At 34.1% G+C, this 17475-nt stretch carries 15 protein-coding genes; 7 read left to right on the plus strand and 8 right to left on the minus strand.

Going from position 1 to position 17475, the window contains the following annotated elements; translation table 11 throughout:
• Nucleotides 1-24: 24 nt before the first annotated feature.
• From cydC to thiD, 6 genes are all read right to left on the minus strand, one after another.
• A complete protein-coding gene (cydC, locus tag EKN01_RS06770; RefSeq protein WP_129045536.1) occupies nt 25-1764 on the minus strand; it encodes a thiol reductant ABC exporter subunit CydC in 1740 nt (579 codons plus the stop codon).
• Nucleotides 1761-3494 carry a thiol reductant ABC exporter subunit CydD gene (cydD, locus tag EKN01_RS06775; RefSeq protein WP_129045537.1) on the minus strand — a complete coding sequence of 578 codons (1734 nt, stop codon included), beginning with the start codon at nt 3492-3494 and terminating at the stop codon, nt 1761-1763. The genes cydC and cydD overlap by 4 nt, the downstream gene beginning before the upstream one ends.
• A 1-nt stretch (nt 3495) precedes the next feature.
• On the minus strand, nt 3496-4509 hold the full coding sequence (gene cydB, locus EKN01_RS06780; RefSeq protein ID WP_129045538.1) for a cytochrome d ubiquinol oxidase subunit II: 1014 nt from the start codon (nt 4507-4509) through the stop codon (nt 3496-3498).
• Complete coding sequence (locus EKN01_RS06785; protein WP_099974058.1) at nt 4506-5948, minus strand: cytochrome ubiquinol oxidase subunit I; 1443 nt, start codon at nt 5946-5948, stop codon at nt 4506-4508. The genes cydB and EKN01_RS06785 overlap by 4 nt, the downstream gene beginning before the upstream one ends.
• 139 nt (nt 5949-6087) lie before the next feature.
• Nucleotides 6088-6831 carry a hypothetical protein gene (locus EKN01_RS06790; RefSeq protein WP_129045539.1) on the minus strand — a complete coding sequence of 248 codons (744 nt, stop codon included), beginning with the start codon at nt 6829-6831 and terminating at the stop codon, nt 6088-6090.
• A 29-nt stretch (nt 6832-6860) separates the two neighbouring features.
• A complete protein-coding gene (gene thiD / locus EKN01_RS06795) occupies nt 6861-7673 on the minus strand; it encodes a bifunctional hydroxymethylpyrimidine kinase/phosphomethylpyrimidine kinase (protein ID WP_164966393.1) in 813 nt (270 codons plus the stop codon).
• 135 nt (nt 7674-7808) lie between these two features.
• Here thiD and EKN01_RS06800 point away from each other — a divergent pair, with 135 nt between their 5' ends.
• The 4 genes from EKN01_RS06800 to EKN01_RS06815 all read left to right on the plus strand — a co-directional run bounded on the left by EKN01_RS06800 (nt 7809) and on the right by EKN01_RS06815 (nt 13715).
• Entirely contained in the window at nt 7809-8579 is a 771-nt protein-coding gene (locus EKN01_RS06800; RefSeq protein ID WP_129045541.1) for a MerR family transcriptional regulator, read from the plus strand.
• 174 nt (nt 8580-8753) lie between these two features.
• On the plus strand, nt 8754-12176 hold the full coding sequence (locus EKN01_RS06805; RefSeq protein ID WP_129045542.1) for a hypothetical protein: 3423 nt from the start codon (nt 8754-8756) through the stop codon (nt 12174-12176).
• 175 nt (nt 12177-12351) lie between these two features.
• Nucleotides 12352-13119: a pyrroline-5-carboxylate reductase gene (gene proC, locus EKN01_RS06810; RefSeq protein WP_129045543.1), complete on the plus strand. Its 768-nt coding sequence runs from the start codon at nt 12352-12354 to the stop codon at nt 13117-13119.
• 2 nt (nt 13120-13121) lie between these two features.
• Nucleotides 13122-13715 (plus strand): ECF transporter S component, encoded by a 594-nt coding sequence (locus tag EKN01_RS06815; RefSeq protein ID WP_129045544.1) that lies wholly within the window; start codon nt 13122-13124, stop codon nt 13713-13715.
• A 9-nt stretch (nt 13716-13724) separates the two neighbouring features.
• On the opposite strand, the gene EKN01_RS06820 is transcribed toward EKN01_RS06815, so the two are convergent.
• Together EKN01_RS06820 and EKN01_RS06825 are read right to left on the minus strand one after the other, a co-directional pair.
• Entirely contained in the window at nt 13725-14264 is a 540-nt protein-coding gene (locus tag EKN01_RS06820; protein ID WP_129045545.1) for a hypothetical protein, read from the minus strand.
• Nucleotides 14264-14932, minus strand: coding sequence for a type 1 glutamine amidotransferase (locus tag EKN01_RS06825; protein ID WP_129045546.1), 669 nt, complete (start codon nt 14930-14932; stop codon nt 14264-14266). Before EKN01_RS06825 ends, EKN01_RS06820 begins: the two co-directional genes overlap by 1 nt.
• A gap of 162 nt (nt 14933-15094) precedes the next feature.
• Here EKN01_RS06825 and rsmG point away from each other — a divergent pair, with 162 nt between their 5' ends.
• The 3 genes from rsmG to EKN01_RS06840 are packed head-to-tail and all read left to right on the plus strand — an operon-like array spanning nt 15095 to nt 17473.
• Nucleotides 15095-15820: a 16S rRNA (guanine(527)-N(7))-methyltransferase RsmG gene (gene rsmG / locus EKN01_RS06830; RefSeq protein ID WP_129045547.1), complete on the plus strand. Its 726-nt coding sequence runs from the start codon at nt 15095-15097 to the stop codon at nt 15818-15820.
• Between the two features lie 23 nt (nt 15821-15843).
• Complete coding sequence (locus tag EKN01_RS06835; RefSeq protein ID WP_099974048.1) at nt 15844-16620, plus strand: ParA family protein; 777 nt, start codon at nt 15844-15846, stop codon at nt 16618-16620.
• Nucleotides 16601-17473, plus strand: coding sequence for a ParB/RepB/Spo0J family partition protein (locus tag EKN01_RS06840; RefSeq protein ID WP_129045548.1), 873 nt, complete (start codon nt 16601-16603; stop codon nt 17471-17473). The genes EKN01_RS06835 and EKN01_RS06840 overlap by 20 nt, the downstream gene beginning before the upstream one ends.
• Nucleotides 17474-17475 lie beyond the last annotated feature (2 nt).

The raw sequence follows: 17475 nt of genomic DNA on the forward strand, positions 1-17475 counted from the left end.
AAACCTACCCAAAGGGTAGGTTTTTTATATTCCAATATCCATATTGTATAAATCTTTGAAATGTTCATTTGAATTGTAGAGTTCTTTTGGTGAACCCTGCATTTCAATTTTTCTATCATCCATGAATATGACATGATCTGCGTAGTTTACACCTTGAAGATGGTGCGTTACCCAGATTATGGTTTTTTCTTTTAGAACTTTAAATATTGTATCTAGTAATTTATTTTCAGTAATTGGATCTAAACCTATGGAAGGTTCATCCAGGAGAACTATTGGTGCATCTTGCAAAAGGATACGCGCAAGTGCAATACGTTCTTGTTCACCACCAGAGAATCTTTCACCGTTTTCACCAACTATTGTGTCGTACTTGTCAGGTAATGATTCTATCAAATCTTTTAGACCAACTCTATCTAGAGCTTCTATTACATCAGAGTTTGACTTATTTTCATTTCCTAGACGAACGTTATTCAAAATTGTTGTATTAAATAGAAAAGGATTTTGATTTAGAACTGAGAAAATTTCAGTACGGTGATTTTGCAGTTTAGAAACATCAATTCCATTGACTTTAACAGAACCATCGTTGGCTACTAGATCACCTAAAATTAGCTGCAGGATAGTAGTTTTACCAATACCACTTGGACCAAGTAAAGCTACCTTTTGACCACGATTAATTTTTTGGGAGAAGTTCTCGATGATTACAGATGAAGTACCGTTATAAGTGAAGTTAACATTCTTTAATTCAATGTCTTTGAATTCCTTAGTATCAAAGTCTACTTGTTCAGGAAGCTCAACTTTTTCAGTTTTTAAACTATTCAAACGATTAATAGAACTCTTATATTCTGGCCACTCTTCAAATCCTTGACTAACGGGGATAATTGCATCTGAAAGAGGGAAAATAGCCAGAACAATCGCCGCTACAAAATTGGCTTGTGCTTGATAATTAGTAAATTTTATATTAGTAAAAATCAAAAAACAAACAGCGATAACTGCAAAGACAATTTGTAAAACAAAGTCACGATTACGACGGAACTTCTTAGACTTGCTTTGAAGTGATTCAAGTTCTTTTAGATTTTTTTGAGATAGATTTTTGAAGTCGTCATAACGGCCAGAAATAACCCAATCATCTACACCTAATATATTGTCAGTTAATTCTGAGTATAGATTTGCTTTTATGGATTTTTGTTTTTCGCGACGAGCACTTTCAATTAAAACAGAAAATACAGGTACTACAAAAATTTCAACAAGAATTAGTAAGAAGATAATCAATCCAAATATAGGAGAGAATACACCAATAGCAATTGATCCAAATAATGATAGCAGATATGCGACTACGGTTGGGAAAACTGTTACTAGGTATAAATCCTGTAAATGATTTATGTCTTCAGATAGTAAACCCATAATGTCTCCAGAACGGTGTTTTTCATTGAAGAATGATGCATCATTCTCCAAAGTTCTATATAGACGAGTTCTTAATTCTGAAGTTATCTTCAATACCCAGTTGTGACTTCTTAGTCTCTCAGCGTATTTAAAAACTGGACGTCCAATACCAAAAGCTCTAGTTAATAGAATAGGCACATATATAAGAAAAATATTTACAGGTTGTGTAGCTGCCTTGTCGATCGAGTAACCAGAAGTAAACATCAATGCTGCTGCACAAAATGAAGTACAAAATCCTAGGAAAATAGCTAATGAAAGTAATCCCTTATATTGTTTAATATATGGTTTTACCCAGGTGTCATTTTTGAATGTTTTAAAGAAACTCATAATTGATCACCTCGCATATTTTCTATCAGATTCATGTAAGGACCTTGTGATTTTTGAAGATCATCAGGAGTACCTTGCTCAACAATTTTACCGTTATCCATAACGATGACGTAATCCATATTTTTTAACCAGTGTAATCTGTGTGTAGCAAAAATTACTAAGTGATCTTTGAATAGTTCTTCCATTGGTGCTTTCAAATTGTATTCTGTTTCGATGTCCAAATGTGCAGTAGGTTCATCAAAAATCAACACATGTCGATCTTTAGCTAGAAAGGCTCTGGCTAGCATGATTCTTTGTTGTTGACCGCCAGATATACCTCGACCACCTTCTCCAATTATAGTTTCATATCCTTCAGATAAACTATCGATAAAAATATCGAGACCAGCTTGTTTAGCAGCAAGATTGACTTGATCATCGGAAGCTAATGGATTGTAGAATTTAATGTTGTCCTTAATACTTCCACTAAATAAATATGGTGATTGAGGTAGAAATGCTAACTGATCACGCCAAGATTGAACGTTTAAATTATCTAACTGTTGATCATTAATGACCACGTTGGCATTTGTATTTGATCCCAAGAAACCACCCAAGTATCTAATTAGGGTAGTTTTACCTGATCCGGATTTACCAATTACAGCAATTTTTTTGTATCCTGATAGTTTTAGCTCTTTGATATCTAGACTGGAAGAAATTGCATCTTCTTCATACTTAAACTCAACATTTTTAATTTCTAAATGAGAATTTTCATCCCATGAAAAATTAGACAAAGTGTCTTTTGTTTTGTTGTCAGGTATTGCTAGAGTTTCAAAAATAGAACCAAGTGCATTTTTACCATCTAGAGTAGCATGATAATCACTAGAAAAATCACGTAGAGGTAAGAAATATTCGGGTGCAAGAATCAGTGTAACTAGCGCTGGGAAGAGTGGCATTGTACCGTTTATTAGAGCAAGACCTAGGAATACAGCCAAGATAGCAATACCTAGCGTTGTAAGCCAATCTAAAGCAAAAGTAGATAAGATAGCAATACGAAGAGTGTTGATCGTTCTACGACGATATTCATCACTTACAACGTGTATATTGTTTTCATATTTTTTACTCAAACCTAGCATTTTTAATGTAGGTAAACCTCTTAAAGAATCTAAGAAGTGATTTGAGATTATTGTATATTGCTCATATTGTTCATCTGCCTTAGATTGAGCAGCTAACCCTAGAATAATCATAAATAGTATAACTAGAGGAACAATAATTGTCAGAGTAATTCCTGAAGAAATGCTCTGCATATATATATAGATTAAAAGTATGGGAGGAATGATAGACATGTTCAAGATCTTAGTAAAAATCAATTTGAAATAATTTTCAATTAGGTCAATTCCATCAAGAGAAGAGGTAACTAAATTACCACTACCATTTCGTAGAATAATTTCTGAACCAGTATCGTAGATCTTATCCAGCAATTCTGAACGAATTTCTTCAGATGTATTGGCTGCATAGTTATCAACGATACGACTGTTTAACAAGTTAAATAAATGTCTTGCTACAAAGGCAAGAAAAAATAAAGCCATTGGCATATAGATTGTGTCTAATGGCTTCATTTTCCATGAATTAACTAGTGCTTCTGCTAAATACTTACCTTGGAATAAAATAACAAATGCTTGCAGGAAAGTTAATCCTGCAAGCATTAGTAGAAGTTTTTTAGTTCCTGGTAAGCGTAATAAACGCTTATCAATCATATTAATATTTTACCTTATCTTCTTTTGGATTAATTCTCTTTGTAAATAAAGAATATGACCAAATGAAGTAAATTGCAACAATAGGTACAAGAATACATGCAACAATTGTCATAATTGTTAATGTATAGTGTGAATTTGCTGCATCTTTGATCAAGATGCTGTGTGCTGGGTTAGTAGCGATCATAACACGTGGGAATAGTCCGTTGAATAGAAGAACTATAACCATTGATAGTGATAAACCACTTCCAGCAAAACTCCAACCTTCGTGATCTTTAAGAACACCCCAGTATCCAATTAATGAGAACACAACGATAAGAAGTGTAATGATTAATGATGAAATTGGTCTCTTGTCAAAGAAGTCTGTTTGGAAGAATACTAAGATAGCAAAGACTACTTCACCAGCAAATAGAATTGGGTAAAGGACTTTGTTAAGACTTCTAGCACGTTCGCGTAGAGGTCCTTCCATTCTTAAACGGATAAAGTTTAGACCATGTACAAGTGAAAGAAGAACACCTGCAACACCACCAACAACTGATAGCCAGTTAACAATATCAAAGAATTTAGGGAAAGCATCTCCGTTAGCATTCATAGGAATACCTTGAACCATACTTAGAAGCATCAAGCATAGCAAGAATGGTGCCATGAAACTTCCAATGAAGAAAGTCCACATCCAAATATTCTTACCAGCATTTGTTTCAGCATGCTTAACGAATTCAAATGAAACACCACGTAAGATCAAACCTACAAGAACTAGAAGTAAAACAATGTAGTAACCTGAGAACAATGAAGCATACCAAAGTGGTAGTGAAGCAAACATTGCACCACCGGCAGTAACTAACCAAGTTTCGTTACCATCCCAGTGTGGTCCTATAGTTGACATGATAGCAACTCTTTCGTCCATATCTTTACCGATTAGACGAGTTGCCATACCAACACCAAAGTCAAATCCCTCAAGGAATAAGAATATGGCGAATAGCAAACCTATGACGATAAACCAAAATGTACTTAATGTCATTTGTCAAACGCCTCCTTTGAGAATGGATCAACATTTTCAATTGAATCCTCAATTTCGTAGTATGGACCTTGGTTTAGAGTTCTCTTTGAGTACCAAACCATTGTTCCACCAAGAATTGTAAACAATAAGAAGTAAACAATATTACTGAATAATAGTGATCCTACAGTTGAAGTAGGAGAAACAGCTTGAGCAATAGTCATTAGACCGTAAACGATCCAAGGATAACGTCCAAATTCTGTTACGAACCAACCAGCTGTTATACCAATAAATGGAACCCAGATGCAGATTCCCATGATGATAAGGAACCATCTCTTGTTTTCGATTGTGTCTTTTTTCTTTCTTGACCAGATAAGACCAAGTAGTGAAACAAGACCGATGATACCATCAACAGCTGACATTATTCTGAAACTCCAGAACAATGTCTTAGCAGGTGCATAGTAATCCATATCTTTTCCAAACTTCTTGTCGTACTTAGCGTGGAATTCTTTATTAAGAGAATTCATACCTTGTACTGAACCAGATGTCTTGTGATATGTAAGAACACTCAACATAACAGGAATATCAACTTGGTTTGAAGCCTTGTGATCTTTTGCATCGATTGATTCGATGATTGTCCAAGGAGCTGGATCATCAGTATCATTGTAGATACCTTCAGTTGCAGCAAACTTCATTGGTTGATCTTTCAACATTTGTTGAGTTTGGAAATCACCAGCGATAAGAGTAAGGATTGAGAAAATAAGTCCAACCCATAGTCCAAAGCGAAGTGATGTTTTGAAGAAGTGGTTTTCACCTTTCTTCTTCTTTAATAGTCCCCAAGCACTCATACCGGCAATTACAACACCAGCTGCCATGATAGCAGAAATGATAACGTGAGGAAATACTCTCCACAATTGTGGATTTGTAACCACGTCACCAAAGTTAGTCAATTGGATACGACCAGTTGAACCGTTGATCTTGAATCCAGTTGGATGTTGCATAAAACTATTGGCAGCAAGAATCCAAATAGCAGATAGCATTGTACCGATAGAAGTCATCCAAATCATCACTGCATGCCAACCTGGTGTAAATTTATCCCAAGTAAACATCCAAATTCCGATAAAGACTGATTCGATGAAGAAAGCAAGAAGAGCTTCAATAGCAAGCGGTGCTCCAAATACATCCCCCATGAATCTTGAATATTCAGACCAATTCATACCGAATTGGAATTCTTGAATAATACCAGTAACGATACCGACAGCAAAACTAAGTAGGAAAATTTTTCCCCAGAATTTTGTCATGTCTAGATATACTTTGTCTTTTTTGACAACGTACATAGTTTCCATTACTGCTACAAGAAATCCCATTCCGATAGAAAAAGGAACGAAGAAAAAGTGGAAAACGGTTGTCATAGCAAATTGAAATCTTGCTAATGAAACAACGCTTAATCCAAGATTTAGCATAATAAATTCCTCCCATAACATAAAAATAATACTTTCACATCATTTATCATATGATTAATTAATATATTTGGCAATAGAATTATGATATTTCGTAATAAATAATTAAAAAAAGCTAAGCGTTTTCAGCTTAGCTATAATGCTATTTCTTCTTATTCATGCGTGAACGTCTACCTTGTCTTGATTCCATTGGGTTTGAATTACTCATATTATTTGATCTGTTTGGTGCATTAAAGTTACCTTGAGGTTCGTTTGGTCTAAACCTTTGATTGCTTTGTTGGTAATTCTGAGGTTGATTATATTGATCAAAGTTATTATTTTGATATTGATTGTAATTATTATTGTTATAAGGTTGGTTTTGATAACCATTGAAGTTCTGTTGTTGACCATATTGATTTTGAGGTTGTTGAAAATTTTGTGGATTTTGATCAAAATTAGAATACTGCATATTAGGATTTTGATTGTTGTTAAATGATTGTTGACGATTACTCTGTTGAGATTCAGGTTCATCAGTAGGTACAGGATTGTTAATCAAGTCGACAATACTAATTATCAGAACAATTGCTCCTATTGCGATAGAAAGCCATGACCAAATCAATAAGTATCTAGTGTCAGGAACTCCGCCGTTGAAAAATCCAATCAAGGCTCCCAAAATTAAAATAATGAAGCTGATAACATCTGGAACAATACTATAACTACGATTTGTGATTAAGTAGATAGCACCAGCAATTATATATGTAAAAGCGATTAGAATACCTGCTGCACTACCAATAGCACCGGCGCCAATAAGAGCAGCAATAAAGCCTTCAAATCCAGTTTTTAACATCAAAACAATTGCAAGGATTAGCAAAATAATACTTGCAGAAATTTTTGTGATTCTTACCATTTTGTACCTCCAAGATGTTGTAATAATTACTATATTATATCATTTTTTATAAAATGATTGATAGGACCGTATTTGTGACCTACATCAATTACGTTTTTTATAGCTTGATACGTAAATTTTTTAGCATATTCAATTGATTCTTTCAGATTTTTACCAAGAGCTACCTGAGCGACTATAGTTGATGAAAGTGTATCACCAGTACCGTTGATATGTTCCGTATCGACAAATGGTTGTGAAAACCAGAAAGATGTCCCATCTTCTAGTAGAACATAATCTTCTACGTCAGTGGTTTCATTTTTCGAATGTTTTCCTTTTATTAAAACGTTTTTTGGTCCCAACTCTTGTAAAATCTTTGCTGCATTTATAATTTCGTCCTTACTATTTAACTCTAGGCCAGATAATTTTTGGGCTTCATAGTAGTTAGGTGTTATTAAATCTGCAAGTGGAAAAAGATCTTCTATCAAGGTTTTATAAGCTTCTTGTTCTAGTAGCATATCTCCGTGTTTTGTAATAATGACTGGATCTAAAACAAAGAATCCGAATTGTTTGTCTTCAATTTGCTTTGCTACTGTTTTAATTGTATTAGAATCAGAAAGCATACCAGTTTTAAAAGCAGAAACTTTAAAATCATCTTTTATATCTTTAATTTGGTTTTCTATAAAACTTTTAGGCATCAACATTTGATCGTGAATACCATATGAATTTCCTGCAACAGCTGCAGTTAAAACAGACATGCCGTAAACATTATTTGCTTGGAAAGTTTTTAAATCGGCCTGTATGCCAGCACTACCATCAGAATCTGATCCTCCGATGGTTAACACTTGAGTAAACTCATTCATAATTAAAACCTCGATTCCATTTGTATTATATTGCTCTTACATTTGATTTTATCAGTCTAGATAAAAAAGTAACAATTTTTTATATAAAATACTTGAAATTGACGTTACGTAAAGAATTACAATCAATTTATTGAGGAGGTGGAAAACATCAAATATTCAATTAATGAACTAGCAAAATTAGCAGGTATAAGTACACGTACTCTAAGGTATTACGACCAAATAAACCTTTTAAAACCATCTGAAAAATCAGCAGCTGGTTACAGATACTACGACGAAAATCAGGTTGATAAACTACAAGAAATATTATTTTATAGAGAATTAAATTTTAAATTATCAGAAATAATAAAAATTCAATCAGATAGTCAATTGAATAGGTCGGAAATTTTAAATGAACAAAAAGACTTATTAATAGAAGAAAGAAATAAATATGATCAATTAATTCAGTTGATTGATCAAACTATTAATAGTGAAGAAGGAGGAACTAAAATGACTGATCAACAAAAATTTGAAGCATTTAAAAAAGGTGCTATAAAAGAGAACACTGAAAAATACGGATCGGAATTAACTGAGAAGTATTCTTCTGAAGAAATCGATGAATCCAATCGTAAATTTATGAATCTTTCAGAGGAAGATTATCGAAAGATGTCTGAAGTAGAAGAAGAAATGATAAAATATCTTATCGAATATGATAAAACAAAAACACCAGAACTTGCTGAGCAGATATATTTGAAACATCAGCAATGGTTAAAATTCACAATGCCAAATTACACTCCAGCTATCCACAGAGCTATTGTTGAGATGTATATCAATGATTCTAGGTTTTCAGACTACTATATTGATAAATTCGGTGTCGATGCTGTGAAAAATTTATACAGTGTAATTTTAGAAAACACAAATGAAAACGTTTAATACACTCTTTATTATCAAAATATATCAATAAAGTTCTAAAATTTTCTTAAATATATAATTCTATTTGTGAAAAAACTATTGTATTTTCCCATTTTTCCTATATTATTTTAGTTGATGTAAAAGATGACCTTTTATATCTTGTATATTGAAAATTAAATAGAAAGGGGAAACGGTATGTCGTTATTGAAGAAAGCTGTCGTATTTCTATCAGCTCTATCACTAGTGTTACCATTCGGTTCTTACACTACTGCTAATTTAGTAGAAGCTGCTTCACAAACTAATGAAGTTGCAAATAGTGATACTCAGCCAACAACTGATACAAGCGTTCCGTACAGAGATGCAAATAGCATCTTTAATTCTAAAGTAGAAAAAGAGGACGGAGGCCAAGCATTTGTTACGACTATTGCACCTTCAGAAGGGAATGTGATTCAAAAAGGTGATAAATTTACTGTAAAATTTGATCCAACTAACGTTGATATTCAAAACAGTAAAGCTATCTCAGAATCAGCAGACGTTCCTTTCACCGTTACAAAAGATGTTGAAAACAATTCATTTGTTTATACATTTACAAAAGATGTAACGGGCGATAGTTATACAACAGGAATTAATATTGCTACAAAAAATGTAGCTGTTAAATCAACTGTTGTGGCTGACTTCAATGGCTCTGATGTTACTGTTTCTGATAACGAGATTCAATCTTACGAACAAGCTGTTCCAGTAAGTAATCAATCTCAAGAAACAACATCAAGTCAATCTGCTAACCAGACATCAACATCAACTAGTCAATCTGTAACTTCTTATTCAGAAGCAACTACAGAAAGTTCTACAAGCACTCAAGCAAGTTCAGATTATGCTCCAACATACTCTGAAGCTGCTCAAGCTGTTTTAGACAACACTACTATTGAAGTATCTGGTCAAGCTACTACAAATACTGATGTAACAACAGATTCTGCTGCAACTGCCTCAAGCGTTGCTACAACAGATAACTCTGCTGCTACAACAGACAGTAGTGTAGCGGCTGAAGCTGCTACCGATTCAAATGCTGAAGCAACACCTGTTGCTACAACACAAGAATCTGCTACAGCAACTTCAGACAGTGCAGCTGCTACAGTGGCTAATGATGATGCTACTACAGCAACTACAGAAGCTGACGCCAATAGCGAGTATATTGACACGCCAAACGGTAAGCCTACTGATGTAGAAGCTACACTTACTAATGCTGTCAAAGACCAAACTACTGATGATCCTAAGGGTGAAGAAACATCTTACCAAGATTCATCAGTATATGAGGAAACTCGTGATGCAGTTTATGCAAAACTTGACGACTCAGTGACCGAAACTGAAAGGGCAGAAATCCTTAAGACTATGCCTTGGATATGGTCAAACATGTCATCTGCCGAAAGTCAAAATTCTGTATTCAAATACAGAACACTACTTTCAACAGGTAGATACGCATATGTGACAGTTGACGCAACTGCCAAACCAGATAGCGAAAGCATCTTGGAAAAGAATATGCCAGCACTTGTTAAATCATTCGGTGAAAACATCGAATCAGATGCTTTTGATAGCGCTGTAGACATGGACGTTATGCTTAACTCAAAACTATATCAAGATTACCTTAATGGTACTTATATAGTTCCGGGTCAAGAAGTCGATCCTACTAGTGTATGGAATATCATTAAAGATCACCTTCAAATCGTTCAAGTTGATTCACAAGAAGCTGCTGGTGCGGATTCAATCGTACTTAACGGAGTTACTTATAACTCTACAGCAACTTTGAATGACTATATCTCTCAACAGATGGTACAACAAGCAGCCGAACAAGCTGGTGTAGCTGACTCTAAGGATTCTACACAAACTTCAAACGGTGCAACATTGTTCTACAACATCGAAAGAGATGTATACAATTTGATGGGTAAAGCATCAAGTAATGATAAAGCTGAAATCTTATCAAGCATTCCTGAAATTTTGAACAACGTATCTAAAAATACTGCATCTGATGATACAGTAGGTTCAGTACATTCATTTGTTCAAAAAACATCTGACGGAAATGTTTATAAGATTACTCTAGATACAACAGCTAATCCATTAAGTGATAATCCTTATGAGGTTAAATTACCTCAACTTGTTAAATCATTCGGTGATAAGTTCCGTGCTGGTGATTTTTCACAAATTATTGCTTTCCAACAAATGCAGGATTCACAAGTATATGCTGATTACCTAGCTGGTAAATATACTCCATCAGGTTTAGTAAATGCTTCAACAACTACTTCAACAGGTAAAACTTCTAAGAATATGCCTGGCGTGATTTTCATTACTTTATTAGCTATTCCTGTACTTGCAGTGCTTATGGGAATTGGTTACGTACTTACAGCTCCAATTTGGATTTTAGGAACAGCGCTAGTACTAGCTGCTGCACTTGTTCTAAATATTATTCCAATTATCCTGAATGCCGTTATTACAATCTTCTCACCTATCCTATTACCAATCTTGTTCTTAGGAACACTTGCTATTGCAGGACTTGGTGGATTGATTAGTTTAATTCCAATTATTAATATCATCACATTACCATTAACAATTATTGGAACTATTCTTGGTATTGGCGCTACATTATTTGTATTAGTTGACTTACTACTATGGATCCCTCGCATTATTCTTGCAGGTCTATTCATTGGTATTCAAGCAATTAAGGCAGTTGTAGCTCTTGGAATTGCAGTTGCTATTGCAGTTGCATTAGTTGGTGTTGTCTTGACATTAGGTCTATTACCAGTGCTTCTTCCAATATTTGCACTTCTATTCCTAATCGTTGCAACACTATTTGCAATAGGAATGATTCTTTTCCTAGGTATTGCTCTACCTCTACTACTATTGGTTCTTCCTGCAGCACTTCTAATTACAGGTACATCATTCGCAGTATTCTTCTTAGCAGCTATTCCATGGCTACTAGGTGGTAGTTTAGCAACACTTATCGGATTAGCAATTATTGTATTCCTATTCATTCCAGCATTAATCGTATTCCAAATTGTTGGTCTATACTTACTAATGCTTGGACTATTTGTCTTCGGACTACCAATACTATTAGTATTCGGTACATTAGCATTTATTCTTGGATTCGCAAACATGGCACTATTCTTCCCTAACTTGGTAGCAATTGTTCTTGAAATAATTGCATTCCTAAGTTCATTACTATTACTTCTATTTATCCCAGGACTATTTGTATTTATGTCATGGCCTATCTGGGTAGCTCTTGTTATCCTTGTCGGTGGACCAATTATGATTGTACTAAGTATTCTAGGATTAATTCCAGTTGTAGGTTGGGTATTCTCAATAGTTGCTGGTATCGGATTCATTATCTTCTTCGCAGCCATTATCATTGCTATGGTAACTCCAATTATCTTAGGTACATTGATGATGACCACAGCCGTTGCTGGTCTAGCTATCTTGCTAGCTGCAATGATTGTTCTAAGTCTATTAGAAGATAAAGAAACTGTAGTTGTACCAAGTCCACAAGAACTAACTCTAAGTTGGGTACGCAAATTACACAACATCGGATTCTGGTTACACTCAGACAGAGTTTATTACGAACAATACGTTTAATATAAATTCAAAAAAACCTTTAAATCTTCAGGCTCTTTAGTTTTGCAGATTAAAGTCTTAAAAGCATTCAACATTTATGTTGAGTGCTTTTTTTGTTGCCTAAAATTATAGAATGTTTTATTAATTTAATGCTTTAAGATAAAATGTATTATAAAGATATTCAGGAGGTCATCACATGATAGGATTAATTGGCGCAGGTAGTATAGGTGGAGCTGTTATCACTGGTATAGTAGGTAGCGGATATTCAGCTAAAGATATATATGTAAAAGGTGGTAAATCATCAAGAACCAAGGCTCTACAAGAAAAATTAGGTTTTAACATAGTCGAGGATATAAAATCACTAGAAAATTGTGAAATTATTTTGATAGGTGTTGGAGAATCAGCCTTGGGTTCTGTTTTAAAAGAATTGGAATCAATATCAGAAAACAAAATTGTTATTGCATTTACAGGATCAACTTCTGTTTCTGAAATGAAAAAAATAATAACAAAGGCAAAAGTTGCCCATGCAATTCCTAATACACCTGTTAAAATTGGTGCAGGGTTTACGGGAATAACTTTCTCTGATGATTTTACTGAAGACGAGAAAAAACAAGCATTTGAAGTACTAGGATATACCGGACAAGTGGTCGAAGTTCCAGAAGAACAAATTGGTATATTAGGTACTGTGGCTGGTTGTTCTCCAGCATTCTTAGATATATTTATAGAGGCATTGAGTGATGCTGGTGTTAAGCACGGTCTAAATAGAAAACTAGCATACGAGGCAGCCATAGGAATGGCAATTGGCGCAGGCAAACTAGCAATGCAATCAGACTCAAATGTATCTGCTTTGAAAGATGAAGTCACTTCTCCAGGTGGTTCAACAATTCGTGGAGTGGCTGCTCTTGAAGAATATGGTTTTCGTAACGCTATAATAAAAGCAGTCGATGCAGCAGAAGGTGAATAATTATGAATAGAAACAATGCTTACAGAATTTCTATATTGGGAATATTAAGTGCAATAATTTTTATACAGACTATGGTTCCATTTCTGGGATTTCTACCAACAGGTTTTGTTAATATAACAATAATTCATATAACGGTTATTGTTGCGGCTATTGTTTTAGGCCCAATTGATGGTGGTATAGTAGGACTGGTTTGGGGTATTGGAACAATTATCAGAGCCTGGACTAGCCCAACAAGTATTATAGATACGACAGTATTTACTAATCCTTTTGTAGCTATTATTCCTAGAATTTTAGTTGGTTTAATTGCAGGATATATATACTTAATTTTCAAAAATAATGGCAAGCATAAAATTTTTGGAATGGGCTTAGCTTCTGCAGTTGGTTCTTTAACTAATACAGTTTTGGTTCTAGTTTTGATGAGATTAATGTATGCAAGTACTTTAGCTAGTGCATATGGAACACAGGTTTCGTCTCTTAATGCTGTATTGCTAGGTATAGTAGGTGTTAATGGAATTCCTGAACTTATTGCCGCGGTGATAATAGCTCCTGCGATATCAGTTGCAATTTTGAAGAGTAATAAATTTTTAGACAAATAAAAAACCAATCTATTTAATAGATTGGTTTTTTCTTCTATTCAATGATTTCTTAACATCAGGGTTAAAGAGTCTCAACCATAGGGAATAAAAATAAGATGAGAATCCAGAAAGAGCTAATATAAACCAAGATGAATCATTTCCAAAATGTTTAAATTTGAATAGGTCTAAAGTTATTTCTTCACTCAATGTTTCCAATATATTTAATCTGCCTACTTTGAACCAAATTAATATGAGTTCAGCGATGAAAATGACAATCCATCCTAAAAGATAAACATAACCACCTTTGATCTCTGTAACTGGACGATTATATTTATCTTTATCAGGAAGAGTTATTGTTTCGGTGTATTTTGCTTGAATATAACTTACAATTCCTGAGATTACTAAGATGACAAGTAAATATAAATTATTGCTGACGCTGGGTTTGAAACTAAGTAGAAACATGATTATTGAATAAACGGGAATAATAAGTAAATATATTCTTTTAGTTTTTTCAAATTCAAACTGTTTCTTAGTGAAGTAAAAAATTAAAAGAAGTAATACGATGTTCATTATTCAGCGACTCTTGTTTTGTGATTTTCAATAATTTTTTCTACAAACATATTGGCAATATTTTCATTTTTAAGAAGTGGACCATGTGAGTAACTACCAAAAGTATTTTTGTAGCGTAATCCTTCATTACCATCCTCAGGATTATTTCCATAGCCTTGAACCATTTTTCCAAATGCTTCTACTTTTTCATTATCATCAAAGTAAGTTCTACCTGAATGATTTTCAAACGCTCTGGCAATTCCCCATGGAGTTTCAAATTCGGTATCACCGATCATTCTACTGTCAGCTTTGAAAACTGTGTGTATAGGTAAAATGTTTAGACATTGGATAGTATCACCACCAATGGTTTCATAATAGGTACCTAAGAATTGGTATCCACCACAGATGCCAAGCATTGGACGTTCATCCTCTATGTAGTCTTTTATTGTTTCGCGATGACGCATGATATCTTTGGCAACAACAGTTTGTTCAAAATCTTGCCCACCTCCGAAGAATAAGAAGTCATAGTCAAAGGCATCGAAAACGTCAGTATCTATACTGATATTGTCAACTTGAGTATCGTAACCTTTTTCTTTTAGAAGAAATGACAGAATTTTAACATCACCACTATCACCATATGTATTCATTAGATCTTCATATAAGTAAGCAATTTTAATTGTTTCTGCCATGAGTATTCTCCGTTTTTTTAAATTAATAAATCAATTCTATCAGACTTTTAAAGTTAATGGTATTTAATAGGAATAACTTGTCTCATCTATTGAAAAAAAGGCATTTTTAATATACGATTGTATGGTGTGAAACATATATTGTTACACGACTGGAGGACGATTATGACACCTGAAGAATTTCGAAAAAAATTGTTAGAAGATGGTATCGAAATCAGCGACCACCAGCTAGAGCAATTCGAGATATATTTTAAAGAATTAGTAGAAACAAATAAGGTTATGAATCTTACTTCGATAACTGAAAAAGATCAGGTTTACTTAAAGCATTTTTATGATTCCATAATTCTAGGAATTGTAAGCCCTGATATATTGTCGGGTAGTATGACATTATGTGATGTTGGATCTGGTGCAGGTTTCCCATCAATTCCTTTAAAAATAATCAATCCACAGTTAAAGATTACGATTATCGATTCATTGAACAAGCGTATCAAATTTCTTGATAATTTGGTTAATAAGTTAGGTCTAGAAGATGTTAATCTAGTCCACGCTAGAGCCGAAGAATTTGGTAAGAGTGATGCTAGAGAGTCATTTGATATTGTAACGGCGAGAGCTGTTGCAGCTTTGAATATTTTGGCAGAGTTTTGTTTACCTTTGACAAAAGTAGGCGGTAAGTTTGTTGCCCTGAAAGCTGAAAAAGCATCTCAAGAAATTGAGGAAGGGAAATATGCTGTCGATGAATTAGGTGGAGAAATATCCAACCAAATAGAAATAGCATTGCCAAACAATGAAGGTATTCGAAACATTTTATTCATAGATAAAATTAAAGAAACACCGGCAAAGTATCCTAGAAAACCAGGAACACCTGTCAAGAAACCATTAACAGCAAATTAAGATCTGATTTAAGGGGAAAAAATATGGTATTAACAATTGCAATCGCCAATCAAAAAGGTGGGGTTGGAAAAACAACTACAACAATAAATTTAGGTGCATGTCTGGCAGATTTCGGTCAAAGAGTATTGATTATTGATGTCGATCCCCAAGGTAACGCAACTAGTGGTTTAGGCGTAAAAAAGGCAGAAGTTGAGAAAGATATTTACGATGTTTTAGTTAACGAATATCCACTTGAAGATGTCATCATCAAAACAAAGCACAAAAATTTAGATATTGTTCCTGCAACTATTCAATTAGCTGGTGCTGAGATGGAATTAACATCTATGATGGCACGAGAAACTCGTTTGAAGAGTGGATTAGAACGCGTTGAAAATGATTATGATATCGTTTTGATTGATTGCCCACCATCATTAGGACAGTTATCTACCAATGCTTTCACTGCAAGTGACTCAATAATTATCCCAGTTCAAAGTGAATATTATGCACTGGAAGGTTTAAGCCAACTATTAAATACTATTCGTTTAGTTCAAAAACACTTCAATAAAGATTTAGCAATTGAAGGTGTCTTGATGACAATGTTGGATGCACGTACAAACTTGGGTGCCCAAGTTGTCGAGGAAGTTCAATCTTACTTCGAAGATAAAGTTTATAAAGTAATCGTACCTAGAAATACAAGATTAGCAGAGGCACCAAGTTATGGAATGCCTATTGTTGATTTTGACGATAAGTCAACAGGCGCCGAAGCATACAAAAAATTGGCTGAGGAGGTTATGAAAAATAATGGTATCAAGCAAAAATAATAAGGGTCTTGGAAAAGGTATTGATGCAATTTTTTCTGATTTTGAAGCAATTGATGAATCATCAGAAACTGTTCAAAATATAAAAATTGATCAAATTCGCCCTAATCCATATCAACCTCGTAAAACATTTGATGAAGACGCATTAAATGATCTTTCAAATTCAATTAAAGAAAATGGAATATTTCAACCAATTATTGTTCGTGAAAGTGTCAATGGTTATGAAATCATTGCTGGTGAAAGAAGATATCGTGCTAGTAAGATAGCAGGTCTAAAAGAAATACCTGCGATTGTTCGAGTATTATCTGAAACAGCAATGATGGAAATTGCTGTTTTGGAAAATCTTCAAAGAGAAGATCTAACTGCACTTGAAGAAGCTGAAGCATATCAAACACTGATCGATAAATTGAATTTAACACAAGACCAAGTTGCCACAAGACTAGGTAAGAGTAGACCATACATAGCTAACTATTTGCGTCTGTTAAATTTACCAGATAAAACACAAAAACTTGTTCAAAATGGTGTACTTTCAATGGGTCAAGCCAGAACATTATTGAGTTTAAAAGATCCTGAACAAATTGATGCTCTAGCTCAAAAAGCTGTAAAAGAAGATCTTACAGTTCGCCAGCTGGAACAATTAGCAAGTGATGCAAAAAGTAATAGCGTAAAAGTTCGTAAGAGAAGCATTACTAAATCACCATTTGTTCGCGAAACAGAATCAAAACTTGTTGAAAAATTTGATACATCTGTTGCAGTTAAGGAATCTCGTAACGGTCGAGGAAAATTAGAAATTGATTTCAATAATATCGATGATTTAAACAGAATTTTAGATATTCTTGGTATTAAATTAGATTAGGA

This window comes from Companilactobacillus metriopterae (assembly GCF_004117915.1).
In the GTDB taxonomy this organism is placed as follows: domain Bacteria; phylum Bacillota; class Bacilli; order Lactobacillales; family Lactobacillaceae; genus Companilactobacillus; species Companilactobacillus metriopterae.

Excerpts from the sequence above, each read along its gene's own strand:
- cydC (WP_129045536.1), bottom strand. The coding sequence starts at position 1,764 with ATGAGTTTCTTTAAAACATTCAAAAATGACACCTGGGTAAAACCATAT.
- EKN01_RS06820 (WP_129045545.1), bottom strand. The coding sequence starts at position 14,264 with ATGAACATCGTATTACTTCTTTTAATTTTTTACTTCACTAAGAAACAG.
- EKN01_RS06785 (WP_099974058.1), bottom strand. The coding sequence starts at position 5,948 with ATGCTAAATCTTGGATTAAGCGTTGTTTCATTAGCAAGATTTCAATTT.
- EKN01_RS06805 (WP_129045542.1), top strand. The coding sequence starts at position 8,754 with ATGTCGTTATTGAAGAAAGCTGTCGTATTTCTATCAGCTCTATCACTA.
- EKN01_RS06835 (WP_099974048.1), top strand. The coding sequence starts at position 15,844 with ATGGTATTAACAATTGCAATCGCCAATCAAAAAGGTGGGGTTGGAAAA.
- EKN01_RS06825 (WP_129045546.1), bottom strand. The coding sequence starts at position 14,932 with ATGGCAGAAACAATTAAAATTGCTTACTTATATGAAGATCTAATGAAT.
- EKN01_RS06790 (WP_129045539.1), bottom strand. The coding sequence starts at position 6,831 with ATGGTAAGAATCACAAAAATTTCTGCAAGTATTATTTTGCTAATCCTT.
- rsmG (WP_129045547.1), top strand. The coding sequence starts at position 15,095 with ATGACACCTGAAGAATTTCGAAAAAAATTGTTAGAAGATGGTATCGAA.
- proC (WP_129045543.1), top strand. The coding sequence starts at position 12,352 with ATGATAGGATTAATTGGCGCAGGTAGTATAGGTGGAGCTGTTATCACT.
- cydB (WP_129045538.1), bottom strand. The coding sequence starts at position 4,509 with ATGACATTAAGTACATTTTGGTTTATCGTCATAGGTTTGCTATTCGCC.
- EKN01_RS06840 (WP_129045548.1), top strand. The coding sequence starts at position 16,601 with ATGGTATCAAGCAAAAATAATAAGGGTCTTGGAAAAGGTATTGATGCA.
- EKN01_RS06815 (WP_129045544.1), top strand. The coding sequence starts at position 13,122 with ATGAATAGAAACAATGCTTACAGAATTTCTATATTGGGAATATTAAGT.
- cydD (WP_129045537.1), bottom strand. The coding sequence starts at position 3,494 with ATGATTGATAAGCGTTTATTACGCTTACCAGGAACTAAAAAACTTCTA.